Source organism: Xanthomonas sp. AM6 (genome assembly GCF_025665335.1).
Taxonomy (GTDB): Bacteria; Pseudomonadota; Gammaproteobacteria; order Xanthomonadales; family Xanthomonadaceae; genus Xanthomonas_A.
The window spans coordinates 4045112-4071238 of record NZ_CP106869.1 but is presented as its reverse complement, the minus strand read 5'-3'; the positions used below and the strand labels follow the sequence as shown (position 1 = coordinate 4071238).

The following is a 26127-nucleotide window of genomic DNA, read 5'->3' as shown; positions in this document are numbered from 1 at the left end:
GAGGGTCCTGGCTTGGGGGAAACCGGAGTGTAACGTTCCAGCCCTTAATCGGTCGTTGCGGCAGTGCGACGTAGGCCCGGGGCGGGGAGCGGCTAAACTACTTGTCTACTTCCAACGCGGATGCTGGCCAATGGGCGACACCTCTACCCGGGCGACCGGGCGACGCGGCAAGCTTTTCCCCGACGCGCGCACGGCGCTGGCCGACGTGGTGGCCAACGGCCAGACCCTGGCGGTCGGCGGGTTCGGCCTGTGCGGCATCCCCGAGGCGCTGATCGCGGCGCTGCGCGACAGCGCCGTGACCGGGCTCACGGTGATCTCCAACAACGCCGGCGTCGACGGCTTCGGCCTGGGCCAGCTGCTGGCGACCCGGCAGATCCGCAAGATGATCTCGTCCTATGTCGGCGAGAACAAGGAGTTCGAGCGCCAGTACCTGGCCGGCGAACTGGAGCTGGAGTTCAATCCGCAGGGCACCCTGGCCGAGCGGCTGCGCGCCGGCGGCGCCGGCATTCCCGCGTTCTTCACCGCCACCGGCTACGGCACCGTCGTCGCCGAGGGCAAGGAGACGCGCGAGTTCGACGGCAAGCACTACGTGCTGGAGACCGCGCTGCAGGCCGACGTGGCCCTGGTCAAGGCATGGAAGGCCGACGCCGCCGGCAACCTGGTGTTCCGCAAGACCGCGCGCAACTTCAATCCGGCCTGCGCGATGGCCGGCAGGGTCTGCATCGCCGAGGTCGAGCAGATCGTCGACACCGGCAGCATCGATCCGGACCAGGTGCATCTGCCCGGCATCTACGTCGACCGCATCGTGCACAATCCGCATCCGGAAAAACGCATCGAACAGCGCACCCTGCGCCAGAAGGACGCCTGACATGGCCTGGACCCGCGACGAAATGGCGCAGCGCGCCGCCCGCGAACTCACCGACGGCGCCTACGTGAACCTGGGCATCGGCCTGCCGACCCTGGTCGCCAACCACATTCCCGAAGGCGTGGACGTGTGGCTGCAGTCGGAGAACGGCCTGCTCGGCATCGGCCCGTTCCCGGACGAGGACGAGGTCGACGCCGACCTGATCAACGCCGGCAAGCAGACCGTCACCGCCCGCGCCGGCGCCAGCTATTTCGGCAGCCACGATTCCTTCGCGATGATCCGCGGCGGCCACATCGATCTGGCGATCCTCGGCGCGATGCAGGTCAGCGCGCGCGGCGACCTGGCCAACTGGATGGTGCCCGGCAAGATGGTAAAGGGCATGGGCGGGGCGATGGACCTGGTGGCCGGGGTCAAGCGCGTGGTGGTGCTGATGGAGCACGTGGCCAAGGACGGCAGCCACAAGCTCCTGCCCGACTGCGACCTGCCGCTGACCGGCGTCGGGGTGGTCGACCGCATCATCACCGACCTGGCGGTGTTCGACGTGACCGCGGACGGATTGGTGCTGGTCGAGAGCGCCGATGGCGTGGGCGAGGACGAACTGCGCAGCAAGACCGGGGTGCCGTTCCGGCGCGCCTAGCCATTGGCGCCAAGGGGCCGTCGGGGCGGCACCTTGGCATCTTGCACCTCATCAAAGCCGGTCGGCCCGTGCCGATCGGCTCACAGGTTCTGGTAATTCGGGCCGGAGCCGCCTTCCGGCGTGACCCAGTTGATGATCTCGTAGGGATCCTTGATGTCGCAGGTCTTGCAGTGCACGCAGTTGGCGGCGTTGATCTGCAGGCGCTTGCCGGCCGCGTCGTCGACGATCTCGTAGACCGCGGCGGGGCAGAAGCGGGTGCAGGGGTTGCCGTACTCCTCGGTGCAGCGGGTCACGCAGATTTGCGGGTCCAGCACGTGCAGGTGCACGGGCTGGTCCTCGTCGTGTTCGGTGGCGGCGAAGTACACGGCCTGCAGGCGGTCGCGCGGCGCCAGGTCGCGTTGCACGTAGTCGCGCTTGGGCTGTTCGTGTTCGCCGAGCCGGTCTAGCGACGACCAGTCCGCCGTCACCTTCAGCGTCCACGGCGAGGCGCCCTTGACCAGGGTTTCCCAGGCGGCGTTGAGCATGCCGAACCACAGGCCCTTCTTGAAGCCGGGCTTGATGTTGCGCACCTGGCGCAGTTCGGCCATCACCTCCGAGCCGCGCAGCTTGGCGTCGAAGCCGGCCGGGTCCAGCGCCGCGCCGGCGGCCAGGTGCTCGGCGGCGAGCATGCCGCTGCGGATCGCCTGGTGGGTGCCCTTGATCTTGGGCACGTTGAGCAGGCCGGCGGTGTCGCCGATCAGCAGCGCGCCGGGCATCTCCACCTTCGGCAGCGACTGCCAGCCGCCGCTGGCGATGGCGCGGGCGCCGGCCGACAGGATGGTGCCGCCTTCCAGCAGCGGCTTCATCAGCGGGTGGTTCTTCCACTGCTGGAACGCTTCCCACGGCCGGTATTCGGGGTCGTGGTAGTCCAGGCCGCTGACGTAGCCCAGCGCCACCTGGTTGTTCTCCAGGTGGTACAGGAAGCTGCCGGCATAGGTGGCGCTGTCGGCCGGCCAGCCCAGGGTGTGCACGATCTTGCCGGGCACCACGCGGCCTTCCGGCAGCTGCCACAGTTCCTTGATGCCGATCGAATAGGCCTGCGGGTCGCTGCCGGCGTCCAGCGCGAAGCGCTTGACTAGGCGCTTGGTCAGGTGCCCGCGCGCGCCTTCGGCCAGCACCGTGACCTTGGCGCGGATGTCGATGCCGGGGGTGTAGCCGGGCTTGTGCGAGCCGTCCTTGGCCACGCCCATGTCGCCGATGCGCACGCCGAGCACGGTGCCGTCGTCGGCGTGCAGGGTCTCGGCGGCGGCGAAGCCGGGGTAGATCTCCACGCCCAGCGCCTCGGCCTGCGGCGCCAGCCACGCGCACAGCGCGCCGAGGCTGACGATGAAGTTGCCGTGGTTGCGCATGCCCGGCGGCACGATCGGGAACTTGCGTCCGCCGTCCTTGCTCAGGTGCCAGAACTCGTCCTCGCCGGCGGGCACGCAGATCGGCGGCGGGTTGTCGCGCCAGCCGGGCAGCAGCGCGTCCAGCGGCGCCGGTTCGATCACCGCGCCGGACAGGATCTGCGCGCCGACGGTGCTGGCCTTCTCGATCACGCAGACCGAGATGTCGGGGTTGAGCTGCTTGAGCCGGATCGCGAACGCCAGCCCGGCCGGACCCGCGCCGACGGTGACCACGTCGTATTCCATGACGTCGCGTTCCACTGGCTCCGGCGCGCTGGCGCCGCCCTCCAATCCCGTCATCTGGTCCGCTCCCGTTGGCTCGTTCTGGCTGTCTGCATTTTCAGGCTTTGTGCGTGGCGGGGCAAATTCCGCACGCTGGCGTATGGTGGGCCAGGGCGTGCTAGCGTGGCGCGATGCAACTGGATCTGCCCGGCGCCGACGTCCGCTGGCTGCCCGGCTGGCTGGCGCCGGCGGAGGCGGCGGCGTTGTTCGCGCAGTTGCTGGGCGAGGTGGCCTGGGAAGTGCACCGCATCCGCCTGTTCGGGCGGCTGGTCGATTCGCCGCGGCTGAGTTGCTGGATCGGCGACCCGGAGGCGAGCTACCGCTACTCCGGCACCCGCTTCGCGCCGCACCCGTGGCCGCCGGCGCTACGGCCGTTGCGCGATCGGCTGGCCGCGGAAACCGGGGTGCCGTTCAACAGCGTGCTGGCCAACCGCTACCGCGACGGCCGCGACGCGATGGGCTGGCACAGCGACGACGAGAAGGAGTTGGGACCGCGCCCGCTGATCGCCTCGCTGAGCCTGGGCGCGACGCGCCGCTTCGTGCTGCGCCATCGCAGCGAACCGGCGCTGCGCCAGGCGCTGGAACTGAGCACGGGCGGGCTGCTGCTGATGGGAGGCGAGACCCAGCGGCTGTACCGGCACGCCTTGCCGCGGACCGCCAAGCCGGTCGGCGAGCGGATCAATCTGACGTTTCGCAGGGTTGCCACGGAGTAGCCGCGGTCCCTTCTCCCATCGGGACCATGGCCCCTTCTAGGGGAAGTGCCTCGGAGCGGATGAGGGGGCGAGCGAAGCCTGATGGTGCGCATTCCTGGCGGTCGTACCCTCACCCAACCCTTCCGGTGGGAGCAGGGCTAAATCTCAGCGGCGTGGGGTTGGGGCGATCGTCGGCGCTGGCGCCAGTGCGGTCGCTGCATCCGCCTGGCCTTGCTGCAGGGTCCAGCCGACCACCTCGCCGCTCAGCTGCGACAGCGCCTGGCCGAAGGCGTCGGCGACCTGCGCCTTGTCGGTGCTGGCGGCCGGCTGCGCGGCGAGGAAGGTGCGCGAGGCGACCACGCGCTGGTCGGGGGTGTACAGCAGCTTGGCGTTGAGCTCGATCGTGGCCGAGGGCAGGTCGCGGCCGGCGTAGTCGGATTCGAAGCGGCGCAGGTCCAGCAGCAGCTTGTAGTCGGCGCGGATGCCGGTGCCGAGCCGGGCCACGCCGGGGATGCGCCCGGAATCCTCGAACGCGCGCACCAGCGTGTCCTCGAGCATGTCGGTGGCCGGCTGCGCCCAGCCGACGCCGCTGTAGACCTGCAGTTCGCCCGGGGTGGGGCGCACCGCGATGCGCGCACTGTCGACCACGCGCGCGGCGCTGGGCTTGGCGATCGCCAGCTGCCAGGTCACCTGCGGCCAGGACGGGTCCGGCGTCACCCGCACGTCGGGCGCGTAGATCGTGACCGGGTCCTTGCTGCCGCCGGTCAGCGCCGAGCAACCGGCGAGCAGCAGGGCCGGGATGGCGAGCAGCAGGAGGGCGCGCGTCGGCTTCATTTGGGTTCGAACTCCTTCGGGGCGTCGCGGCCGAGCAGGTAGCGCGCGGGGTTGTTGTCCAGGCGGTCGCTGACCCGGCGCAGGTCGCGGATCAGCCCGCGCAGCTCGGTCAGGGTCGGGCCGAGCTGGCCCAGGCCGTCGTTGGCGAAGCTGTTGATCGCCGCGCGGTTCTCGCCAAGGATCTTGTCGGCGTTGCCGCTGGCCGAATCCAGCTTGCTCAGCGTGCTTTCCAGCTTGTCCAGGATCGGCGGCAGCTGCTGCACCAGGTTCTGGTCCAGGCGCTGGATGGTGCCGTTGGTGGTCTTCAGGGTCACGTCGAGGTTGCGCGCGGCGTCGCGCGCGCTGAGGATCAGCGACTGCATGCCTTCGTCGCGGTTGGCCAGCGAGCCGCTGATCGTCTCCAGGTTGTGCAGGGTGGCGGTGATGCTGGCCACGTTGCGGTCGCTGAGCACCTCGTCCAGGCGCTCAACGATGCGGTTGGCGGTGTCGGTGATGTTCTGCAGCGCCGACGGCGTGGTCTGGATGATCGGCGCGTCGCTGGTGTCGACCGAGGTCAGCGACGGCGCCTCCGGGGTGCCGCCGGAGAGCTGGATGATCGACGGTCCGGTCAGGCTGGTGATGCCCAGCTTGGCGCGGGTGTCGCTCTTGATCGGGGTCGTCGAGTTCAGCCGCACCCGCGCCACCACCTGGCGCGGATCGTTCGGCGCCAGGGTCAGCTCGGTGATCGAGCCGACCGCGATGCCGTTGTACTGCACCGGGCTGCCCACCGACAGGCCGGTGACCGCCTCGCGGAACACCACCCGGTATTCCTGCCAGGTGCGGTCGGACGAATACTTGGCGGCCCACAGCCCGAACAGCAGCAAGGCGAGCCCGGCCACGATGGTGAAGGCGCCGATCAGGACGTAGTTGGCTTTGGTTTCCATGGCTCAGGCTTTCTCGGTCCAGGCGGTCTTGGCGTCGCGGGCCGCGCGCGCGCGCGGGCCGTGGAAGTATTCCTGGATCCAGGGGTGGTCGACTTGCTCGATCTGCGCCAGCGGCGCGGTGGCGATGACCTTGCGGTCGGCCAGCACCGCCACGCGGTCGCAGATAGCGTACAGGGTGTCCAGGTCGTGGGTGATGAGGAACACGGTCAGCCCCAGCGCTTCCTGCAGGGTGCGGATCAGCCGGTCGAAGGCGGCCGCGCCGATCGGGTCCAGCCCGGCGGTGGGTTCGTCCAGGAACAGCAGCGGCGGGTCCAGTGCCAGCGCGCGCGCCAGCCCGGCGCGCTTGCGCATGCCGCCGGACAGCTGCGAGGGCAGCTTGTTGATCGCGTCGGCCGGCAACCCGGCCAGCTTCACCTTCAGCAGCGCCAGTTCGTAGTGCCAGCTGTCGGGCAGTTCGCCGAAGTGCTCCTTCAGCGGCACCTGCACGTTCTCGCCCACGCTCAGCGAGGAGAACAGCGCGCCGTCCTGGAACAGCACGCCGGTATTGCGCTCCACGTGCAGGCGGTCTTCGCGGCGCTTGGAGTCGGTGTCCACGCCGAGCACGCGGATGTGGCCGGCATCGGGATCGCGCAGGCCCAGGATGCTGCGCATCAGCACCGACTTGCCGGTGCCCGAGCCGCCGACCACGCCGAGGATCTCGCCGCGGCGTACGTCCAGGTCCAGATCCTCGTGCACGGTCTGGCTGCCGAAGCGGTTGAGCAGGCCGCGCACCGAGATGGCCAGGTCTTCTTCGGGATTCGGGATCGGGGATTCGGGATTGGTCAAGGCAATGGCTCCCGACCAGGCAGCGCAAGGCGCCCGGCGTCGACGAATCCCCAATTCCCACTCTCCAATCCCGGCTCCATCACCACCCCACGTTCATGAACCACAGCGCGGCGACCGCGTCGATGATGATCACCAGCGAGATCGTCTGCACCACGCTGGAGGTGGTGCGCTCGCCGACCGACTGCGCGGTGCCTTCCACGCGCAGGCCTTCCAGGCAGCCGATCAGGCCGATCACGATCGCGAAGATCGGCGCCTTCGACAGGCCTACCAGCATGTGCCGCAGCTGGATGGTCTCGTGCATGCGCGCCAGGTACATCTGCGGCGGGATGCCCAGGTCGAAGGCGCCGACGGTGACGCCGCCGGCCAGGCCGGCGATCATCGCCACGAAGGTCAGCAGCGGCAGCATCACCAGCAGCGCCACCAGCCGCGGGATCACCAGCAGGTCCATCGGGTCCAGGCCCAGGGTCTGGATCGCGTCCACTTCCTCGCGCGCCTTCATCGCGCCGATCTGCGCGGTGAACGCGCTGGCGGTGCGCCCGGCCAGCACGATCGCGGTCAGCAGCACTGCGAATTCGCGCAGGAAGGCGATGCTGACCAGTTCCACCACGTAGATCTCGGCGCCGAAGTCGCGCAGGATGGTCGAGCCCAGGAACGCGATCACCGCGCCGACCAGGTAGGACAGCAGCGCCACCAGCGGCACCGCGTCCAGCCCGACCTGCTCCATGTGGTGCACGGTCGAGGTCAGGCGGAAGCGCCGCGGTTCGTGCACCAGGCGCAGCACCTTGACCAGGGTCTCGCCGAGGAAGCCGACCAGCGCGACGATCTCCTTGCCGTTGCGGTGCACCGCGTAGCCCAGCCGCTCCAGCGCCGCGGCGAAACCGTAGTCGCGCTTGCGCTTGGGGCGGTCGTCGGCGACGTCCTCGATGGTGCTGACCAGCGCCTGGTGGTCGTGGCGGAACTGCAGCGCTTCGTGGGCGATGCCGTTGCGGGTGGCATGGCGCATCAGCTGCAGCACGCCGGCCGAATCCAGCTGGCCGATGCCGCTGGCGTCGATGCCGGTGGTGCCCGACGGCATCGTGCGCAGCACGTCCGACGAGGCCAGCGCAGTGGCCAGCGTCCAACTGCCGGACAGCCGCACCCGCGAGGGGTCTCGGTCGTCCTGGCTGAGGGTGGGCGGTTGCGGTTCGATCATGGGGCGTCCGGGGCGTCCGGGCGCGAGCATACCCGTTTCGCCCGCATTGCAACGTCGTCGCGCGCCACGGAGGTGGCTGCGCGCGGCGTTCGCGCCATACTAGCCGACATGCCCGCCGCGCCTACCGCCAGCCCGTCCACCGCCGCCACCTATGCGCAGCGGATCGCCTTCGTCTCCGAGATCGCCGGCCGCCTGCACACCTACGGCACCACCGCGCAGCGCCTGGAAGCGGCGGTGGTGGCGCTGTCGCAGCAACTGGACCTGGACTGCGAGCCCTGGTCCAACCCGACCGGGCTGATCCTCAGTTTCAGCGACCCGACCAAGGCGATCGGCTCCAGCGACATCACCCGCGTGGTGCGGCTGGCGCCGGGCGACAACGACCTGCACAAGCTCAGCGTCGCCGATCGCATCGCCGACGACGTCGCCAGCGGGCGCATGAGCGTGGCCCAGGGACACACCGCGCTGCGCCAGCTGGACCGCCCGCCGGGGCGGCGCTGGAAGGCGATGCAGATCCTCGGCTTCGGCCTGGCCGCGACCGGCGTGGCCGGGCTGTGGCGGTTGCCGTGGCTGGATATCGCCACCGCCACCGCGATCGGCCTGCTGATCGGCGCGCTGACCCAGTTCACCGACAAGCGTCCGGCGGCCAAGGAGGCCAACGAGGCGCTGGCGGCGCTGCTGGCCGGCGTGGTCGCCGCGCTGGTGGCGACCAGCGTGGCGCCGCTGAACCTCAATTCGGTGATCATCGCCTCGCTGGTGGTGCTGCTGCCGGGTATGGCGCTGACCAACGCGGTCAACGAACTGACCAGCCAGCACTGGGTCTCCGGCACGGCGCGCTTCGCCGGCGCGGTGACCACGATCCTGAAGCTGACCGTGGGCGCGGTGATCGCGGTGACCCTGGCGCAGCTGCTGGGCCTGGAGCCGATGGTGCACGCGTCGCGGCCGCAGGCGGACTGGGTGGAATGGGCCTCGCTGCCGGTCGCCGCGTATGCCTTCGCGCTGCTGTTCAAGGCCAGCGGCCGCGATTATCCGTGGGTGATGGCGGCCTCGGTGGCCGGCTACGTGATCGCGCGCGTGGCCGGCGAGGCCTGGGGCAGCCCGGTCGGCATCTTCCTGTCGGCGATGTCGCTGACCGCGGCCGGCAACCTGTTCGGCCGGCTGGTGCACCGCCCGGGCGCGTTGATCCGATTGCCCGGCATCATCATGCTGGTGCCGGGCAGCGCCAGCCTGCGCGGCCTGCTGACCCTGGTGCAGCAGCACGACGTGCCCGGCGGGCAGTCGGCGCTGCTGGCGGTGACCAATATCGTGATGGCGCTGGTCGCCGGCCTGCTGTTCGGCAACCTGCTGGTGCCGGCGCGGAAGAATCTCTAGCGGCCGCCGCGGCGCGCATGAAAAACGCCGGCTCGCGCCGGCGTCTTTCGAATATCCGCCAATCGACGGATCAGTTTTTCGATGCGGCGGACTTGCTGGCTTTCTTGGCGACTTTCTTGGCCGCCTTCTTGGCGGTCTTCTTTGCCGGGGCCGGGGCCGCGGACTTGGCCGGTGCCGCGATCAGGAAGTCTTCGACCTTCTTGCCCTTGCTCACCTGCTCGGCCAGCCAGCGCGGCTGCTTGCCGCGGCCGGTCCAGGTTTCCGCCGCATTGGCCGGATTGCGGTATTTCGGCGGGACCTTGCCCAGCTTGCGGCCCGGCTTCGGGCCCGGCTTGCCGGCGGCCTTGCGGCCGCGCTTGGCCGGAGCGGCGCCACCGAGGACTTCATCGAGGCTGTAGCCGTGGGTCTTGGCCAGGCGTGCCAGCTGGGTGCGGACCTTCGCGATGGGCGTGCGCTTGGCGACGATGGTCTGTTGTTTCTTGGCAGTCTTGATAAGAGCGCCCAACTGCTTGGCCGACAGGCCGCTGAGATCGATGGTCATCTGTACTCCGGAAAATGGATGATGGGCATACAGCCATTCCCTGGCTCGAGCGGAATCATAATATCGCTTTATCGGATTGACAAATATTCCGCTTATTTCGATATGCGGCCGCCGCAGGATCGGCGTGCGGGACACTTATACGCGCCGGATTCCGCTTGTCAAATAAAACCGGCATGCCGTCGCGTTCCGCCAGGGCATATTGCCGCGGCAAATGTGCAAGCGGTGTCGTAACGAAGGCCGCGCAAAAAAAAAGGCCGGGATATATTCCCGGCCTTTCCGATTAACCCTGCAGGCGCGCCAGCAATGCGGCGCGGTCCAGGCTTTCGGCCTCGCCGCCGCTGCGCGCGCGGTACTCGAAGGTGCCGGCCGCCAACCCGCGCTCGGAGACCACCACGCGGTGCGGAATGCCGATCAGTTCGATATCGGCGAACATCGCGCCGGCGCGCAGGCCGCGATCGTCGAGCACCGCGTCCAGGCCGGCCTGCTGCAGCTCGGCCAGCAGCGCCTCGCCGGCCGCGTCGATCGCCGGGTCGCGCTTGGGATTGATCACGCACACCGCCACCGACCACGGCGCCATCGGCTGCGGCCAGCGGATGCCGGCCTCGTCGTGGTTCTGCTCGATCGCCGCGGCGACGATGCGCGAAATGCCGATGCCGTAGCAGCCCATCGCCATCGCCACGGTCTTGCCGTGCTCGTCCAGCACGGTGGCGTCCAGCGCCTGCGCATACTGGCGCCCGAGCTGGAACACGTGGCCGACCTCGATGCCGCGCGCCAGGCGGATTTCGCCGCCGTCGTGCGCGCGTTCGCCTTCGACCACGTTGCGCAGGTCGGCGACGGCGTCCGGCTCGGGCAGGTCGCGGCCCCAGTTGACCCCGGCCAGGTGGAAGCCGGCCTCGTTGGCGCCGACCACGAAATCGGCCATCGCCGCCACGTCCCGGTCGGCGACCACGCGGATCGGCTGGCGCGGACCGAGCGGTCCGAGGAAGCCCGGTTCGCTGCCGAGGTGGGCACGGATCTCGGCTTCGTTGGCCATGCGGTAGCCGGCCAGGCCGGCGACCTTGCCCAGCTTGATCTCGTTCACCGCGTGGTCGCCGCGCACCAGCGCCAGCACGAACGTCTCGCCGGCCATCACCGCGACCGACTTGACCGTGCGCTGCAGCGCGATGCCGAGCAGCTGCGCCACGGCCTCGCAGGTCTTCTGGGTCGGCGTGGCGACCTTGCGCAGCTCTTCCTGCGCAGCCGCACGCGGCGCCGGGTCGGCGGCGACCGCGGTCTCGACGTTGGCCGCGTAGTCCGAGCCGGTGGAGAACGCCAGCGAATCCTCGCCGGACTCGGCCAGCACGTGGAATTCCTGCGAGGCGTCGCCGCCGATGTCGCCGGAATCGGCCTGCACCGCGCGGAACTGCAGGCCCAGGCGGGTGAAGATCCGGCTGTAGGCGGCCTTCATGTTCTCGTATTCGCGGGCCAGGTCCTCGTCGCTGACGTGGAACGAATAGGCGTCCTTCATCAGGAACTCGCGCGCGCGCATCACCCCGAAGCGCGGGCGGATCTCGTCGCGGAACTTGGTCTGGATCTGGTAGAAGTTGACCGGCAGCTGCTTGTAGCTGCTCAGCTCCTGGCGCGCGAAATCGGCGGCGGCCTCCTCGGCGGTGGGGCTGTAGCAGTATTCCTGGTCCTTGCGGTCCTTCATCCGCAGCATCAGGCCGCCGAACTTCTTCCAGCGCCCGGTGGCTTCCCACAGCTCGCGCGGCTGGATGGTCGGGAACAACACTTCCACCGCGCCGGCGCGGTTCATTTCCTCGCGCACCACCGCCTCCACCTTGCGCAGCACGCGCAGGCCCAGCGGCGACCAGGTGTACAGGCCGGAGGCGAGCTTGCGGATCATGCCGGCGCGCAGCATCAGCCGATGGCTGACCAGTTCGGCGTCGGCCGGGGTTTCCTTGGTGGTGTGCAGGTGGAACTGGGAAAGGCGCATCGAGGGGCTTCGTGGACGGCGGGCGCCCATTTTGCCAGTCATTGCCGGCGCTGCGGGGATGCGCGGCGGCCGGCGCCGCGTCCGCGCCGGCCGCGCGCGCTCACTCGGCGGCGGCGGGCGCTGCGCAATAGGCCTTGATCGCGGCCTCGGCCAGGCCCTTCTGCGCCTCGCGCTGGGCATCGTCCAGTTCGGCATCGGGCTTGCCGTCGCCGTCGCGGTCGGTCATCACCTTGCCCGGCTTGCCGAGGATGTCCAGGTTCCTGCGCGCGCTGAGGCAGTTGGCGTTCTCGGCCGGCGCGGCGACCTCGGTGGCCTCGGCCGGGGCGCCGCCGTGGCTGTCGACCCGCCGCGCCTGGTACTTGCCGCCCGGCGGCGGGCTCTGCGAATAGTGGGTGACGCCCTGCGCATCCTTCCATTGGTACAGGGTGGCGGCGCCGGCCACGCCGCTGGCGGCGAGCAGGAACAGGCAGCAAAGCCGGGGCAGGGCGCGCATCACGTTCTCCGGGGCGGGGCGAGCGCCGATTGCAGCACCCGCCGACGGGCCTGGCAAGTCGATTAAACTGCCCGGATGGACCCATCCCGCCCGCCCCCCCGTTCGCGCACCATCTACCTGCTGCCGAACCTGTTCACCACCGCCGGCCTGTTCTCCGGCTTCTACGCCATCATCGCCGCGGCCAACGGCCAGTTCGTGCACGCCAGCGTGGCGGTGTTCGTCGCCGCGGTGATGGACGGGCTGGACGGGCGGGTGGCGCGGCTGACCGGCACCAGCAGCGAATTCGGCGTGCAGTACGACTCGCTGGCCGACCTGGTCAGCTTCGGCATGGCGCCGGCGCTGGTGATGTACCACTGGTCGCTGTCGGCGCTGAAGTTCGACGGCAGCGTGATGGGCCGGGTCGGCTGGTCGGTGGCGTTCCTGTACGCGGCCTGCGCCGCGCTGCGCCTGGCGCGCTTCAACACCCAGGTCGGCACCGTCGACAAGCGCTGGTTCGTCGGCCTGGCCAGCCCGGCCGCGGCCGGGTTGATGATGGCCTTCGTGTGGGCGTTTGCCGACGGCAACCTCGGCTGGGACGGCGAGCAGCTGCGCTACGTGGCGCTGGGCCTGACCGTGGCCGCGGCGCTGCTGATGGTCAGCCGCATCCGCTTCTGGAGCTTCAAGGGCGGCGAGAAGGGCCCGCGCGCCGACCGGGTGCCGTTCCTGATGCTGGTGCTGGCGCCCATCGTGATCGCGGTGCTGGTCATCGACCTGGCGCGCGCGCTGCTGGCGATCGGCGTGCTGTACGCCCTGTCCGGCCCCTGCTACTGGCTGTGGCGGCGCTGGCGCAAGCTGCCGGACGCGACGTGAGCGAGGCGATGGCCAACGACGCGCCATTGTGGTCGGCCGAGCAGCACGGTTGGCTGCAGGCGTTGGGACATACGCTCTACGTGGGCGTGGATGCCGATGCGGTGGTCGCGCAGGCGCCAGTGCCCGAGGCGCGCGATGACGCCGCCGGCATGGCGCCGGCGCCGGCCGAGCGCGCGGCGCCGGTCCATGCGCGCGCATCCGCGCCATCACCGACGCCCGCGCCGGTGTCGCCGCCGCCGCGGGCGCGCGCGCCGGCCGCGCCGGCCGACGTTGCCGAACCGCATCGCGGCGCGCCCGTGCCGGCTGCGCGGCGCGCCGGCCTGCGCCTGCCCGACCGGCTGCAGATCGCCTTGCTGCGCGCTTCCGGGCGCAACCCCAACGATCCGGCCACGCAGACGCTGATGGCGACCTGGCCGCTGGCCGAGTTGCGCGGCAACGCCGCCGCCAAGCGCGCGCTGTGGCCGCAGCTGCGCGCGCTGCGCAGGCAGGCGCCGCGATGAGCGCGCTGGGCACGGCATCCGCGCCAGGGGCGACGCTGCGCGCGTTGCGCGAGACCGATCTCGACACGGTGATGGAGATCGAGCGCCGCGCCTATCCGTTCCCGTGGACGCGCGGCATCTTCCGCGACTGCCTGCAGGCCGGCTACCCGGGCTGGGTGCTGCTGGAGCAGGGCCAGATTGTCGGCTACGGGGTGATCAGCGTGGCGGCCGACGAGGCGCACATCCTCAACGTCTGCGTCGCGCCGGAACGGCAGTCGCGCGGCTACGGGCGCCTGCTGCTGCGCGCGCTGATCAAGTACGGCGCGGACCTGGGCGCGCGCCGCGTGTTCCTGGAAGTGCGCCCGTCCAATCCCAACGCGATCGCGCTGTACCACAGCGAAGGTTTCAACGAGATCGGCCGCCGTCCGCGCTACTACCCGGCGGCGAACGGGCGCGAGGACGCGCTGGTGATGGCCATCGAGCTGTTCTTCGAAGGCATGTCGTAACGCGCGACGGCGTGCCGCTGCCGGCGCCGTTGGGCGTATCGCAAGTGCGTTGCGTGCCGCGTCCGCCTCCGGCCTTTTTTCCCGATCGCCAAAGCATTTCGACGCAGATGTTGCCGACTCCGAAATGTTGTGGGAGCGACTTCAGTCGCGACGCGCTGTACCGGTGTCGCCCGCTGCGATCGACAATCCGGGCGCAGAACCCGCCCAGGTGCCGCTCCCGGTCATTGCACTTTTTCCGTCGCTCCGCAACGCATCGCGGGTTCTGCGCAATGTCGCCACGTGTCGCCGGGACAGCGTTGTTGTCCCGCAGCGGGAGCGGGTGAGCGCGCCGCGTCGCACCCGCGTTTTTGCTAGATGCCTTCCACATATCGCAGCGTTGGATCCCCGCGCGCTGCATTTGTCTCTTCCCAAGCCGAACGCGCTGCCTACAGTGCGCGCCTCTTCGGCGCTGCCCCGTTCGATGGACTGGTGCGCAATTGTCCGAAGGGACAGCGAATGCGCTCGCGCCGCTTGCGTTTTCCGCGCTGCGTGCGACCGCTCCACCCATGCCTACGAGGTTCCAGGATGAAGACACAGTCACTCATTGCATCCCCGCGCACGCGCGCCCACGCGATTGCGCTTGCGGTCTGTCTGGCGGGCGCGGCCGGCAGCGCCTGCGCCGACGCCAGCCTGGACGTCGCCAGCACCGGCTGGGCGACGCAGAACGGCGGCACCAAGGGCGGCTCCAAGGCCGCGGCCGCCAACGTCTACAGCGTCAGCACCGCCGCGCAGCTGAAGGCCGCGCTGAAGGCCAGCGTCGGCAGCAACGGCCGCATCATCAAGGTCAGCGGCATCATCGACGTCAGCGAAGGCACGCCGTACAGCACCACCGCGGACATGAAGAGCCGCGCGCGCCTGGACATCCCGACCAAGACCACGCTGATCGGCATCGGCAGCAACGCCGAGATCCGCGAGGGCTATCTGTACGTCAAGGCCAACGACGTGATCATCCGCAACCTCACCATCGAGAACCCGTGGGATCCGCAGCCGGTGTGGGACCCGGACGACGGCAGCGCCGGCAACTGGAACGCCGAATACGACGGCCTGACCATCGAGGGCGCCAGCAACGTGTGGGTGGACCACGTCACCTTCACCGACGGACGCCGCACCGACGACCAGAACGGCACCGCCAACGGCCGCCCCAAGCAGCACCACGACGGCGCGCTGGACATCAAGAAGGGCGCCAACTACGTGACCGTGTCCTACTCGGCGTTCAAGTCGCACGAGAAGAACAACCTGATCGGCTCCAGCGACAGCGCCTCCAGCACCGACAGCGGCAAGCTGAAGGTGACCATCCACAACACGCTGTTCGAGAACATCTCCGCGCGCGCGCCGCGGGTGCGCTACGGCCAGGTGCACCTGTACAACAACTACCACGTGGGCAGCACCGGCCACGCGGTGTATCCGTTCTCCTACGCGCACGGCGTCGGCAAGGAGTCGAAGATCTTCTCCGAGAACAACGCCTTCGACATCGCCGGCGTCAGCGGCTGCGACAAGATCGCCGCCGATTACGGCGGCAGCGTGTACCGCGACTTCGGCTCGCTGCTCAACGGCCAGGCGCTGACCTGCGCGTGGAACAACAGCATCGGCTGGACGCCGCCGTACACCTACGCGCTGCTGCCGGCGAACCAGGTGGCGAACGACGTCAAGGCCAAGGCCGGGGCCGGCAAGCTCTGAGGGAAATGTGCCGCCGCCAGTTTGCGGCGGCGGCATGTCAGGCCATTGTGGGCGACTCCGGGTGGCCTTGGGCCATCAGCCGCGACGGGCATGACCGGTGGTGCCTGTCGCGGCTGAAGCCGCTCCTACAGTTGTCGATGAGAACGCTGGCCGGCGCGCATCACCGCGCCCGCCGCGATCGCCTGCAGCGCGCCGCCTGGGCGCTACAGCTTGGCGCGCTGCTCGCGCAGGCCGGTGAGCTGCGCGGTCCAGTCGGCCAGGCGCTGCCGCTCCTGCTCGACCACCGCCGCCGGCACCTTGTCGGTGAACTTCTCCAGCTTGGCCGCGCTCTTGTCCTGCTCGGCGCCGACCCGGGCGATCTCCTTGTCCAGGCGCGTGCGCTCGGCGTCCAGGTCGACCAGCCCCTGCAGCGGCACCAGCAGGCGCAGCTCGCCGACGATCGCCGCGGCCGCCGGCGGCGTGTCCTGCGTGGTGTCCAGCCACTGGATCGCCTCCAGCCGCAGCAGGAACGTCAGTTGCGAGGCGAAGCGCTCCACCCGCGTGCGGTCGTCGGCCTGGCCGCCCTGCAGCAGCAGCGGCACCAGCTTGGACGGCGGCACGTTGAGCTCGCTGCGGACCCGGCGCAGCGCCGAGACCATCGCCTTGAGCCATTCGATGTCGGCTTCCGCGCCGGCATAGGCGGTCACGTCCAGCTCGCCGGCATGCGGATACGGCTGCAGCGAGATGGTCGGCGCGGCGATGCCCAGGCGCGGCGCCACCTGCTGCCACAGCTCCTCGGTGACGAACGGGATCAGCGGGTGCAGCAGGCGCAGCAGCGTCTCCAGCACCTGCAGCAGGGTGTGGCGGGTGCTGTCGGCGGCTGCGGCGTCGTCGCCGTTCAAGGCCGGCTTTGCCAGTTCCAGGAACCAGTCGCAGAACTCGTTCCAGGCGAACTCGTACAGCGACTGCGCCAGCAGGTCGAAGCGGTAGGCGGCGAAATGCGCCTGCGCCTCGGCGGCGACCTTGTCCAGCCGCACCAGGATCCACTTTTCGGCATCGGTGACGGGCACGTGCTGGCGCGCGTTCAGATGCAAGGCGGTGTCCGCATGGTTCGCCATCTGGGCGCGTGGCGACGCGTTTGCCACTGTCGCGTCCGCGGAATCCTCGGAGCGCGTATTCATCAGCACGAACCGGCTGGCATTCCACAGCTTGTTGCAGAAATTCTTGTAGCCCTCGGCGCGCCCCAGGTCGAACTTGATGTCGCGGCCGTGGCCGGCCAGCGCGGCGATGGTGAAGCGCAGCGCGTCGGCGCCGTGGGCGATGATGCCGCCGGGGAATTCCTTGCGCGTGGCCTTCTCGATCTTCGGCGCGTCGGTGGGCTTCATCAGGCCGGTGGTGCGCTTGGCGACCAGGTCCTCGATGCCGATGCCGTCGATGATGTCCAGCGGATCGAGCACGTTGCCCTTGGACTTGGACATCTTCTGGCCCTGCGCGTCGCGGATCAGGCCGGTGATGTACACGTCGCGGAACGGCACCTGGCCGGTGAAGCTGTCGGTGGCCATGATCATCCGCGCCACCCAGAAGAAGATGATGTCGAAGCCGGTGACCAGCACGCTCGACGGCAGGTAGCGGTCGAAGCCGCGCTCGGCCATCGCCTGCGCGTCCGGCCAGCCCATCGTCGAGAACGGCCACAGCTGCGAGGAGAACCAGGTCTCCAGCACGTCGCTGTCCTGGTGCAGGGCGACGTCGGCGGGCAGGCCGCCCTTCGCGCGCGCGTCGGCCTCGTCGCGGCCGACGTAGCAGTTGCCGGCGTCGTCGAACCACGCCGGAATGCGATGCCCCCACCACAGCTGGCGGCTGATGCACCAGTCCTGGATGTTCTCCATCCAGTGGCGATAGGTGTTGATCCAGTTCGGCGGCACGAACTGGATCTGCCCGGATTCGACCAGCTCCAGGCCGCGCTTGGCCAGCGCGTCCATCTTCACGAACCACTGGTCGGTGAGGTAGGGCTCGATCACCTGGCCGGTGCGGTCGCCGCGCGGCACCTGCAGCTTGTGCGGCCTGGTTTCCACCAGGATGCCGAGGTCTTCCAGTTCGGCCAGCACCGCCTTGCGCGCGTCGTAGCGGTCCAGGCCGCGGTAGCGTTCCGGCGCGTTGTCGTTGATCGCCGCGGTCGGGGTGAACAGGTTGATCATCGGCAGGCCGTGGCGCACGCCGACCTGGTAATCGTTGAAATCGTGCGCCGGCGTGACCTTGACCACGCCGGTGCCGAACGCGCGGTCCACGTAATCGTCGCCGATCACCGGCACCTGGCGCCCGGTCAGCGGCAGCGTCACCGTCCTGCCGATCAGGTGCGCGTAGCGTTCGTCCTGCGGATGCACCATCACCGCGGTGTCGCCGAGCATCGTTTCCGGGCGCGTGGTGGCCACCACCAGGTAGTCGCGGGTCTCGCGCAGGGTTTCGTTGCCGTCGGCATCGCGCTCGACGTGCTCGTAGCTGGCGCCGTCCTCGAGCGCGTAGGCGATCGACCACAGGAAGCCGTCTTCCTCCACGTTCTCCACTTCCAGGTCGGAGATCGCGGTCTTCAGCACCGGGTCCCAGTTGACCAGGCGCTGGCCGCGGTAGATCAGGCCCTGTTCGTGCCAGCGCACGAACGCCTCGACCACCGCCGCCGACGGCTGCGGGTCCATGGTGAAGGTGCTGCGCGACCAGTCGCTGGAAGTGCCCAGCCGGCGCATCTGCCGCTCGATGGTGTCGCCCGACTGCGCCTTCCATTCCCAGACCTTGGCGATGAAGCCCTCGCGCCCCAGCGAGTCGCGGGTCTCGCCCTTGCCCTCCAGCGCCAGGTTGCGCGACACCACCATCTCGGTGGCGATACCGGCGTGGTCGCTGCCGACCTGCCACAGCGTGTCGAAGCCGCGCATGCGGTGGTAGCGCACCAGCGCGTCCATCAGCGTCTGCTGGAAGGCGTGGCCCATGTGCAGCGTGCCGGTCACGTTCGGCGGCGGCAGCAGCACCGTGTACGGCTCGCCCTGCCCGGACGGCTTGAAGTAGCCGGCCTGCTCCCACGCCGCATACAGGCGCGCTTCGAAGGATTTGGGGTCGTAGCTGGGGGCGAGGGTGGTCATTGGAAAGCCGGGATTCGTTATTCGGGATTGGGGATGGGGTGCAGGGATGGTGCCGGTGGAGGAGGCGTGGGAACCCATCCCGAATCCCCACTCCCCAATCCCGGCTCCATCACATGTCGTACTTGCTGACCTCGAAGCCCAGCGCCTTGTACTGTTTCCAGCGCTCGCGCAGCGGGTCGCGCGCGGCCGGGTCGGCCGGCACCACTTCCAGCACGCGGTCGCAGGCGCCGAGGTAGGCGTCGTCGCGCAGGTTGATCACCAGCGGGCGCGACGGCGCTTCCACCCCGGGCGGGGCGATCAGCACCTGCGCCTCTTCCTCGTCGACATCGGCGCCGGCGATCTGGTGCGGGATGTAGGCGTCGTCGTCGAACGCCCACAGCAGCTCGTCCAGCTCCTCGGCCTGCGCTTCGTCGCGCGCCAGCACCAGCGTCCACAGGTTGGCGTCGTTGGCCTTGCGCGCCAGCTCGCAGACCAGCCGCAGCGGTTCGGTGAGGAAGCGCGGCTTGGCGATCAGGTAGAAATCGGCGCGGGGCATCAGGGCAGGGATTCGTTGTTCGAGATTCGGGATTGGCAAACGCGCATCAGGATCGTCTGCCGAAGAGGTGGGACGGGAAAGTGGAGGCGCTTTTCACGAATCCCCAATCCCGACGCCCCAATCACGCCGCGCCGCCAGCCGCGGCGCGGTCCAGCAACCACTGCGAAAGCAGCCCCACCGGCCGCCCCGTGGCCATGCCGCGCTTGCCTTCGTCGCTGGCCACGCCGGCGATGTCCAGGTGCGCCCAGCGCTGGCCTTCGGTGAAGCGCGACAGGAAGCAGCCGGCGGTGATGGCGCCGGCCCAGCGGCCGCCGATGTTGTAGACGTCGGCGAAGCTGGAATCGAGCAGGCCCTGGTACTCGTCCCACAGCGGCAGGCGCCAGGCGCGGTCGAACACGTGCTCGCCGGCGGCCAGCAGTTCGTTGGCCAGGTCGTCGTGCTTGCTCATCAGGCCGGCGGTCTGGTGGCCGAGCGCGACCATGCAGGCGCCGGTGAGGGTGGCCACGTCGATCAGCGCCTCGGGGTTGAAGCGCTCGGCGTAGGTCAGCGCGTCGCACAGGATCAGGCGGCCTTCGGCGTCGGTGTTGCCGACCTCGATGGTCTTGCCGGACATGCTGGTGATCACGTCGGAGGGGCGGTAGGCGTTGCCGTCGATCGCGTTCTCCACCGCCGGCACCACCACCACCAGGTTAAGCGGCAGGCGCGCGGTCGCGGCGGCGACGAAGGTGCCGATGACGTTGGCGCCGCCGCACATGTCGTACTTCATCTCCTCGATGCCGCCCTGGGTCTTCAGGTTGACGCCGCCGGTGTCGAAGGTGATGCCCTTGCCGACCAGCACGTAGGGCTTGGCCTCGTCGCCGCCGTTCCACTTCAGCACCAGCAGCCGCGGGCGGTTGGCCGAGCCGCGCGCCACCGCCAGCAGCGAGCCCATGCCCAGTTCCTGCATCTGCGTCTCGTCGAGGATCTCGGCCTCGGCGCCGTCCACGCCTTCGGCGAACGCCGCCGCGGTCTCGGCCAGGTAGGCCGGGGTGCACAGGTTCGGCGGCAGGTTGCCCAGCTCGCGGGCGAACTTCACGCCGGCGGCGATGGCCTGGCCCTGGGCCAGCGCGGTGGCGTCTTCGCCCAGCACGGCCAGGCTGGCCAGGCCGCCGTCGTCGGGCTTCTTCTTGCCCAGCGTGGCGGTGTAGCGGTAGCAGGCGTGGTCGCTGGCGATCACCGCCTGGCGGATCGCCCAGGCCTGGTCGCGGCCCTTGACCTCCAGTTCGGACAGGGTGAACAGCGCCTTGGCCGCCGGCCCGCTCTTCAGCGCGCGCGCCGCGTCGCCGACCGCCTTCAGGTACTGCGGCACGCCGAACTTGGCGGCCTCGCCCAGGCCGACCACCAGCACGCGCGGTGCGGCCACCCCGGGCAGGTCGTGCAGCAGCGCGGTGGCGCCGGTCTTGCCGCTGACGTCGCCGCGGCCGGCCAGGGCCGCCAGGCGTCCGCCGCTGGCCGCATCCAGGGCCTGGGCGGCGGGCGACAGGCGCTTGTCGGCGAACATGCCGACGACGATGCAATCGAACGCCGCGGTGGCCGGGGCGTCGTGGTTCAGGGTGAATTCCAGGGCCATTGATCAGATTCCGTTGGCAAATCCGTACAATCGCGGGCTGTTTACGTCCAGCCGGGTTAGGCTGGCTCCGCCGCGAACGAATCCGAGAGTTTAAATCAACCCACCCCCATGCCGAAGCTCGATCGATACCTGCTGCGCGATTTCGTCCAGAGCTTCTCTGCCACCCTCATCGTGTTGCTGGTGGTCAGCGTCGGCGGGGTGCTGGTCGACGTCCTGGGCAACATCGCCGACGGCCGCATCCCGGCCAAGCTGTTGTTCTCCCAGCTCGGCCTGCAGTTCGTGGTGTACCTGCCGCTGATCCTGCCGCTGGCGCTGATGCTGGGCCTGCTGCTGGCGCTGGCGCGGCTGTACCGCGATTCGGAGATGGCGGTGATCACCGCCATCGGCGTCGGCCCGCGGCGGATGCTGCGGCCGATCCTGATGCTGGTGGTGCCGGTGGTGACCCTGGTCGGGCTGTGTTCGCTGTGGCTGGGCCCCTGGGCCGACCGCACCTCCGACCGGCTGATCGACGAGGCCAACCGCAGCCTGCTGATGGCGGGGCTGGAGGCCGGGCGCTTCACCACGCTGTCCGACGGCGGCATCGTCTACATCAGCACCCTGTCCGGCGACGGCACCAAGCTGGGCAAGGTGTTCATGCAGCGGCAGAAGGACGGCCGCCTGGACGTGGTCACCGCGCAGCGCGGCGCGATGTTCTTCGAGGGCCGGGCCGACCGCTACCTGCGCCTGGAGGACGGCTACCGCATCGAAGGCCCGCTGGCCGGCGCCGACATGGACTACCGGCTGATGCGCTACGCCAGCAACGACGTGGCCCTGCCGGACCGCGACGAGGCGCGCAAGGACGACGATCCGGAGCTGCTGCCCACCACCAGGCTGATCGGCGACCCGCGGCCGCAGGCCAACGCGCAGCTGCACGCGCGCATCGCCCCACCGCTGCTGGCGCTGGCGTTCGCGCTGCTGACCCTGCCGCTGTCGCGCAGTTCGCCGCGGCAGCAGCGCTACGGCCGGATCATGCTGGCGTTCCTGGCCTACCTGGTCGGCACCAACCTGATGTTCATCGGCACCCAGTGGCTGAGCACCGACAAGCTGCCGCGCGCGCTGGGCCTGTGGTGGCTGACCCTGCCGCTGCTGGCGCTGGCGGTGTGGAGCTACCTGCGCGACGGGCACCTGGCGCGGCCGCGGAGGCAGGCCGCATGAAGCTGCGCCCGAACCTGCACGACCTGTACGTCGGCCGCGCCGTGCTCGGCACCGTCCTGCTGACCTGGGCGGTGCTGCTGGGCCTGGACGTGATCATGGCCTTGTCCAACGAATTCAAGGACATCGGCAAGGGCAGCTACAGCCTCGGCCACGCCGTGGCCTACGTCGCCTACACCGTGCCGCGGCGCGCCTACACCCTGTTCCCGACCGGCGCGGTGATCGGCGTGCTGATGGGCCTGGGACAACTGGCGGCGACCTCCGAGCTGACCGCGCTGCGCGCGCTGGGCCTGTCGCGGCGGCGGCTGAGCGTGGCGGCCGCGTCGACGATGGCGGTGCTGACCGTGGCGATGGTGTTCAGCGGCGAGACCCTGGCGCCGTGGGCGCAGAACCAGGCCGACGCGATCAAGGCCAACGCCAAGTACAACGGCAACATGAGCATGGCCCGCTATTCCGGGCTGTGGGCGCGCGAGGGCGACACCTTCCTCAATGCGCAAAGCGGCGAAGAGCATCTGGAAGGCGCCGGCGGCACCTGGCTGGAACTGCGCGACGTACGCCTGTACACGCTCGACCAGACCGGGCGGCTGGCGTCGCTGACCCATGCCGCGACCGCCGAGCACCGCGACCGCGGCTGGACCCTGAAGCAGGTCTACCGCGACACCTTCGCCGAGCGCGCGGTGCAGCGCGAGACGTTCGACAGCCTGCCATGGACGTCGCAGCTGGACGCGGCCGCGCTGGCCTCGGGCCTGGCCAAGCCGCGCAACCTGTCGGCGCACGAGCTGCGCACCAGCATCGAGTACCGGCGCCGCAACGGCCTGGACGCGCGCGACTACGAGGACCAGTACTGGAGCCGCTGGTTCTACCCGCTCAACGTGCTGGCGCTGTGCTTTGCCGCGATCCCGTTCGCGTTCGGCGCGCTGCGCAGCGGCGGCATGGGCAAGCGCCTGTTCCTGGGCATCCTGTTCGCGCTGGTGTTCTGGCTGCTGCAGCTGTTCTTCGGGCGCATGGCCGGCGCGCTGAAGTTCGACTACCGCATCGCCTACGCATTGCCGCCGCTGGTGATGCTGACCGTGTCCTGGCTGCTGTTCCGCAAACGCAGCGGTTGAGCCGGTGCGCCGGTTGAGCCTGCTCGGCGTGGGCTTGTGCCTGTCGTATGCAGTGCCGACCGCGTTGTGCGTGTGGGGCGCGCAAGGTGCCGACGACAAAGGGCATTTCGTGCTGCTGCAACTGCCGTTGACCCCCCAGTTGCTGTTGCTGGACGCGCTCGGGGCCGACGCCTGGTTGCGCGGCATGTCCTGGATTGCCAGCTATTCGTTGCTGGTGCCGCCGTTGTTGCTATTGCTGTATGCGTCGGGCCATGGACTGGAGGCGATGCTGCGCCGCGCCGCGGTACGCCTTGCGCGTCCGGATTGAGCGGAGCGCCTTGTGCCGCAGTGGCATTGGCACGGAATAGGATTCGCCGCGCGTTTCGGGCGCCAAGGTCAGGGCCGTCGCTTCGGAAGCCGGACCAGCCGCGTGCCGCTGGCACGGTCGTGCCAGGTCAGCCGTTCCCGGTCGAACAAGGCCCACCAGAACCCCAGCCCGCCCAGCAGCAGCGACAGGGTGCCAATTAGATAACGCCGCCACAGCGCGCCCCATGTCGGCGTGCCGCCATCGGCGCCGTGCAGGCGCAGCCGCCACGGGCGCATGCCCAGGGTCTGGCCGCCGCGGCGCCAGCTCAGCGTCGCGTACAGCCCGGCCACCAGCCAGCAGCACAGCCACAGCAGCCACTGCAGCGCGCTGAACGGGGCGATGTTCTCGCGCGGCGCATGGCCTTCGAGCGTATAGCCCAGGGTGAACAGCGCCGAGATCACGAACCACAGCGCCAGCACCGGCCAGGCGTCGTAGAACAGCGCCAGCAGCCGCCACGGCAGCAGCGCGCGCGGACGGGAAGCGACGGCGGTGGGCGACGAGGCGGACATCGCCACAGCTTAGCGGCAGCGCCACCGGCACGTCACCGGCCGCCCGCCACCGGCGCCGCCGCCTTGCGCCACCTCGCGCAGGCACTAGGCTTCCCCAATGCCCAATCCCCAATCCCCAATCCCCAATCCCCAATCCCGAGTCCCGAGTCCCGAGTCCCGAGTCCCGTAAGCTCCCCGCATGCCCGACCTCCACACTCCCGCCGAACGCCGCCAGCAGGCGCAGCACCTGGCCCCGCTGCGCGATGCCGATGCCGCCGCGATCCAGCAGTTCCTGGACGTGGCCTGGGCCGAGCAGGGCCTGGCGCGGCAGAGCCTGGACAGCTATCGGCGCGACCTGGAGGGCTTCGCGCGCTGGCGCGACGGCGCCGGCGGCGGGCTGCCCGGCGCCGACCGCCAGGCCTTGTTCGACTACCTGGCCTGGCGCGCCCGCATGGGCTACTCGCAGCGCAGCAACGCGCGCTGGCTGTCGTCGCTGCGCGCGTTCTTCGCGCTGCGCCTGCGCCGCGGCGAGCGCAGCGACGATCCGACCGCGCTGCTGGACCCGCCCAAGCTGCCACGCTCGCTGCCCAAGGCGCTGGCCGAGAGCCAGATCGAGGCGCTGCTGGCGGCGCCGGACGACGCCGACCCGGCCGGCCTGCGCGACCGCGCCATGCTCGAACTGATGTACGCGGCCGGGTTGCGCGTCAGCGAGCTGGTGAACCTGCCGGCGAACGCGGTGAACCTGCGCCAGGGCGTGTTGCGGGTCACCGGCAAGGGCAGCAAGGAACGCCTGGTGCCGCTGGGCGAGGAATCGCAGCACTGGCTGCAGCGCTACCTGGACACCGCGCGGCCGGCGCTGGCGGCCGGGCAGGCGGTGCCGGCCAGCGATGGCATCGTGCCGATGTTCATCGACGCGGCGCGGCGCCCGCTGAGCCGGCAGCAGTTCTGGGGCCTGGTCAAGCGCTACGCGGCGCTGGCCGGCATCGACCCGGCCTCGGTCAGCCCTCACGGCCTGCGCCACAGCTTCGCCACCCACCTGCTCAACCGCGGCGCCGACCTGCGCGCGCTGCAGATGCTGCTCGGCCACAGCTCGCTGTCCACCACCCAGATCTACACCCTGGTGGCGCGCGAACACCTGCAGAAGCTGCACAGCAAGCACCATCCGCGCGGTTGAGGCGTGGCCGCCGCGGGCGCCTGGCGCGGCGCGCTGCGCGCCGGCACCGGCCCGCGCGGCGGCCCGCTCAGGCTGTCTACATGGAGCAGGCCGGGGGGTATGCGACAATCCGGCCGATTCGCAGCCCTCATGGATCGCCAATGCTCCGTTTTGCTCTTTTCGCGCTGCTGGGCGCCGCTTCCCTTTCTGCCTGCGCGCAGCCGGCCTCGCCCGCCGGCACCGCCGCAACGCCGGCCAAGCCCACCGCCGCGCCTGCCGGCGCCCCGGGCGAGCAGCGGGTGCGCGCGGCGCTGCTGCAGCTGGACCCGAACTTCAAGCCCGACTACATCGGCAGCGCGCCGTTCCCGGGCTTCCGCGAAGTGGTGGTCGGCGGCCAGGTGCTGTACGTGTCCGACGACGGCCGCTACCTGTTCCAGGCGCAGCCGTTCGACATCCAGGAAAAGCAGTTCGCCTCCAGCGAGGGCCTGCTGAGCTACCGCCGCAAGCTGCTGGAATCGGCGCCGCGCACCGATCGCATCGTGTTCGCGCCGGCCAACCCGAAGTACACCATCAGCGTGTTCACCGACATCGAATGCGGCTACTGCCGCAAGCTGCACAGCGAGATCGCCGAGCTCAACAAGCAGGGCATCGCGGTGGAATACCTGGCGTTCCCGCGCATGGGCCTGGGCAGCCAGGACTACAAGGACATGGTCGCGGTGTGGTGCGCGGCCGACAAGAAGAAGGCGCTGACCGACGCCAAGGCCAACGGCAAGGTGCCGGGCGCGGCCAGCTGCAAGAACCCGGTGACCATGCAGTACAACCTGGGCCAGCGCCTGGGCGTCAACGGCACCCCGGCGATCTTCGCCCCGGACGGCACCCAGCTCGGCGGCTACCTGCCGCCGGCGCAGCTGCGCCAGGCCCTGGACAAGCGCGCGGCCGAGGCGGGCCGGGCGGGCGGGAGCCGCTGAGCGGCCGGGAGTCGGGAGTCGGG

25 protein-coding genes are annotated in these 26127 nt (G+C 70.0%); 13 read left to right on the top strand and 12 right to left on the bottom strand.

The features are described 5' to 3' along the window. Window positions 1-130 precede the first annotated feature (130 nt). Complete coding sequence (locus OCJ37_RS17380) at window positions 131-868, top strand: CoA transferase subunit A (RefSeq protein ID WP_263110941.1); 738 nt, start codon at window positions 131-133, stop codon at window positions 866-868. A gap of 1 nt (window position 869) precedes the next feature. Continuing rightward, window positions 870-1502, top strand: coding sequence for a CoA transferase subunit B (locus OCJ37_RS17375; protein ID WP_263110940.1), 633 nt, complete (start codon window positions 870-872; stop codon window positions 1500-1502). A gap of 80 nt (window positions 1503-1582) precedes the next feature. Here the strand turns inward: OCJ37_RS17375 and OCJ37_RS17370 are convergent, their stop codons facing one another. Then, a complete protein-coding gene (locus OCJ37_RS17370; protein ID WP_263110939.1) occupies window positions 1583-3226 on the bottom strand; it encodes an electron transfer flavoprotein-ubiquinone oxidoreductase in 1644 nt (547 codons plus the stop codon). A gap of 113 nt (window positions 3227-3339) precedes the next feature. Here OCJ37_RS17370 and OCJ37_RS17365 point away from each other — a divergent pair, with 113 nt between their 5' ends. Then, a complete protein-coding gene (locus tag OCJ37_RS17365) occupies window positions 3340-3921 on the top strand; it encodes an alpha-ketoglutarate-dependent dioxygenase AlkB family protein (protein WP_263110938.1) in 582 nt (193 codons plus the stop codon). Between the two features lie 144 nt (window positions 3922-4065). Here OCJ37_RS17365 and OCJ37_RS17360 read toward each other — a convergent pair whose 3' ends face one another. The 4 genes from OCJ37_RS17360 to OCJ37_RS17345 form a co-directional block, all read right to left on the bottom strand. After that, the gene (locus OCJ37_RS17360) at window positions 4066-4734 is read right to left on the bottom strand and encodes an ABC-type transport auxiliary lipoprotein family protein (protein WP_263110937.1); all 669 of its coding nucleotides are present in this window, start codon (window positions 4732-4734) and stop codon (window positions 4066-4068) included. Next, window positions 4731-5657, bottom strand: coding sequence for an MlaD family protein (locus tag OCJ37_RS17355; RefSeq protein ID WP_263110936.1), 927 nt, complete (start codon window positions 5655-5657; stop codon window positions 4731-4733). The genes OCJ37_RS17360 and OCJ37_RS17355 overlap by 4 nt, the downstream gene beginning before the upstream one ends. 3 nt (window positions 5658-5660) lie before the next feature. Next, entirely contained in the window at window positions 5661-6482 is an 822-nt protein-coding gene (locus OCJ37_RS17350; RefSeq protein ID WP_263110935.1) for an ABC transporter ATP-binding protein, read from the bottom strand. 79 nt (window positions 6483-6561) lie between these two features. Continuing rightward, on the bottom strand, window positions 6562-7674 hold the full coding sequence (locus tag OCJ37_RS17345) for an ABC transporter permease (protein ID WP_317633196.1): 1113 nt from the start codon (window positions 7672-7674) through the stop codon (window positions 6562-6564). Between the two features lie 108 nt (window positions 7675-7782). On the opposite strand from OCJ37_RS17345, the gene OCJ37_RS17340 reads away from it, so the two are divergent. Beyond that, complete coding sequence (locus OCJ37_RS17340) at window positions 7783-9042, top strand: threonine/serine exporter family protein (RefSeq protein WP_263110933.1); 1260 nt, start codon at window positions 7783-7785, stop codon at window positions 9040-9042. A gap of 70 nt (window positions 9043-9112) precedes the next feature. Here OCJ37_RS17340 and OCJ37_RS17335 read toward each other — a convergent pair whose 3' ends face one another. The 3 genes from OCJ37_RS17335 to OCJ37_RS17325 all read right to left on the bottom strand — a co-directional run bounded on the left by OCJ37_RS17335 (window position 9113) and on the right by OCJ37_RS17325 (window position 12051). Then, the gene (locus OCJ37_RS17335; protein WP_263113728.1) at window positions 9113-9583 is read right to left on the bottom strand and encodes an H-NS histone family protein; all 471 of its coding nucleotides are present in this window, start codon (window positions 9581-9583) and stop codon (window positions 9113-9115) included. 280 nt (window positions 9584-9863) lie between these two features. Next, window positions 9864-11558 carry a proline--tRNA ligase gene (locus OCJ37_RS17330; protein ID WP_263110932.1) on the bottom strand — a complete coding sequence of 565 codons (1695 nt, stop codon included), beginning with the start codon at window positions 11556-11558 and terminating at the stop codon, window positions 9864-9866. A 100-nt stretch (window positions 11559-11658) separates the two neighbouring features. Further along, the gene (locus tag OCJ37_RS17325) at window positions 11659-12051 is read right to left on the bottom strand and encodes a DUF4124 domain-containing protein (RefSeq protein WP_263110931.1); all 393 of its coding nucleotides are present in this window, start codon (window positions 12049-12051) and stop codon (window positions 11659-11661) included. Window positions 12052-12126: 75 nt separating this feature from the next. Here OCJ37_RS17325 and pssA point away from each other — a divergent pair, with 75 nt between their 5' ends. The 4 genes from pssA (at window position 12127) to OCJ37_RS17305 (ending at window position 15601) form a co-directional block, all read left to right on the top strand. After that, entirely contained in the window at window positions 12127-12900 is a 774-nt protein-coding gene (gene pssA, locus OCJ37_RS17320) for a CDP-diacylglycerol--serine O-phosphatidyltransferase (RefSeq protein WP_263110930.1), read from the top strand. An 8-nt stretch (window positions 12901-12908) separates the two neighbouring features. Next, the gene (locus OCJ37_RS17315) at window positions 12909-13400 is read left to right on the top strand and encodes an alanine acetyltransferase (protein ID WP_263113727.1); all 492 of its coding nucleotides are present in this window, start codon (window positions 12909-12911) and stop codon (window positions 13398-13400) included. Continuing rightward, window positions 13397-13885, top strand: a complete 489-nt coding sequence (gene rimI, locus OCJ37_RS17310; RefSeq protein ID WP_263110929.1) for a ribosomal protein S18-alanine N-acetyltransferase — start codon at window positions 13397-13399, stop codon at window positions 13883-13885. Before OCJ37_RS17315 ends, rimI begins: the two co-directional genes overlap by 4 nt. A 564-nt stretch (window positions 13886-14449) precedes the next feature. Continuing rightward, window positions 14450-15601 carry a pectate lyase family protein gene (locus OCJ37_RS17305; protein WP_263110928.1) on the top strand — a complete coding sequence of 384 codons (1152 nt, stop codon included), beginning with the start codon at window positions 14450-14452 and terminating at the stop codon, window positions 15599-15601. Between the two features lie 203 nt (window positions 15602-15804). On the opposite strand, the gene OCJ37_RS17300 is transcribed toward OCJ37_RS17305, so the two are convergent. From OCJ37_RS17300 to OCJ37_RS17290, 3 genes are all read right to left on the bottom strand, one after another. After that, a complete protein-coding gene (locus tag OCJ37_RS17300) occupies window positions 15805-18708 on the bottom strand; it encodes a valine--tRNA ligase (protein WP_263110927.1) in 2904 nt (967 codons plus the stop codon). Window positions 18709-18817: 109 nt separating this feature from the next. Beyond that, complete coding sequence (locus tag OCJ37_RS17295; protein ID WP_263110926.1) at window positions 18818-19243, bottom strand: DNA polymerase III subunit chi; 426 nt, start codon at window positions 19241-19243, stop codon at window positions 18818-18820. Between the two features lie 121 nt (window positions 19244-19364). Next, entirely contained in the window at window positions 19365-20852 is a 1488-nt protein-coding gene (locus OCJ37_RS17290; RefSeq protein ID WP_263110925.1) for a leucyl aminopeptidase, read from the bottom strand. Between the two features lie 108 nt (window positions 20853-20960). On the opposite strand from OCJ37_RS17290, the gene lptF reads away from it, so the two are divergent. Genes lptF through OCJ37_RS17275 form a run of 3 tightly spaced genes read left to right on the top strand, consistent with a single transcriptional unit; the run spans window position 20961 to window position 23456 of the window. Then, a complete protein-coding gene (lptF, locus tag OCJ37_RS17285; RefSeq protein WP_263110924.1) occupies window positions 20961-22046 on the top strand; it encodes an LPS export ABC transporter permease LptF in 1086 nt (361 codons plus the stop codon). Then, on the top strand, window positions 22043-23149 hold the full coding sequence (gene lptG / locus OCJ37_RS17280) for an LPS export ABC transporter permease LptG (RefSeq protein WP_263110923.1): 1107 nt from the start codon (window positions 22043-22045) through the stop codon (window positions 23147-23149). The genes lptF and lptG overlap by 4 nt, the downstream gene beginning before the upstream one ends. Window positions 23150-23153: 4 nt before the next feature. Next, window positions 23154-23456 (top strand): hypothetical protein, encoded by a 303-nt coding sequence (locus OCJ37_RS17275; protein WP_263110922.1) that lies wholly within the window; start codon window positions 23154-23156, stop codon window positions 23454-23456. 68 nt (window positions 23457-23524) lie between these two features. Here the strand turns inward: OCJ37_RS17275 and OCJ37_RS17270 are convergent, their stop codons facing one another. Beyond that, the gene (locus OCJ37_RS17270; protein WP_263110921.1) at window positions 23525-24004 is read right to left on the bottom strand and encodes an RDD family protein; all 480 of its coding nucleotides are present in this window, start codon (window positions 24002-24004) and stop codon (window positions 23525-23527) included. A gap of 178 nt (window positions 24005-24182) precedes the next feature. On the opposite strand from OCJ37_RS17270, the gene xerD reads away from it, so the two are divergent. Both xerD and OCJ37_RS17260 read left to right on the top strand, forming a co-directional pair. Then, window positions 24183-25157 carry a site-specific tyrosine recombinase XerD gene (gene xerD / locus OCJ37_RS17265; protein ID WP_263110920.1) on the top strand — a complete coding sequence of 325 codons (975 nt, stop codon included), beginning with the start codon at window positions 24183-24185 and terminating at the stop codon, window positions 25155-25157. A 140-nt stretch (window positions 25158-25297) separates the two neighbouring features. Continuing rightward, on the top strand, window positions 25298-26104 hold the full coding sequence (locus tag OCJ37_RS17260) for a DsbC family protein (RefSeq protein WP_263110919.1): 807 nt from the start codon (window positions 25298-25300) through the stop codon (window positions 26102-26104). The last annotated feature ends 23 nt before the right edge of the window (window positions 26105-26127 follow it).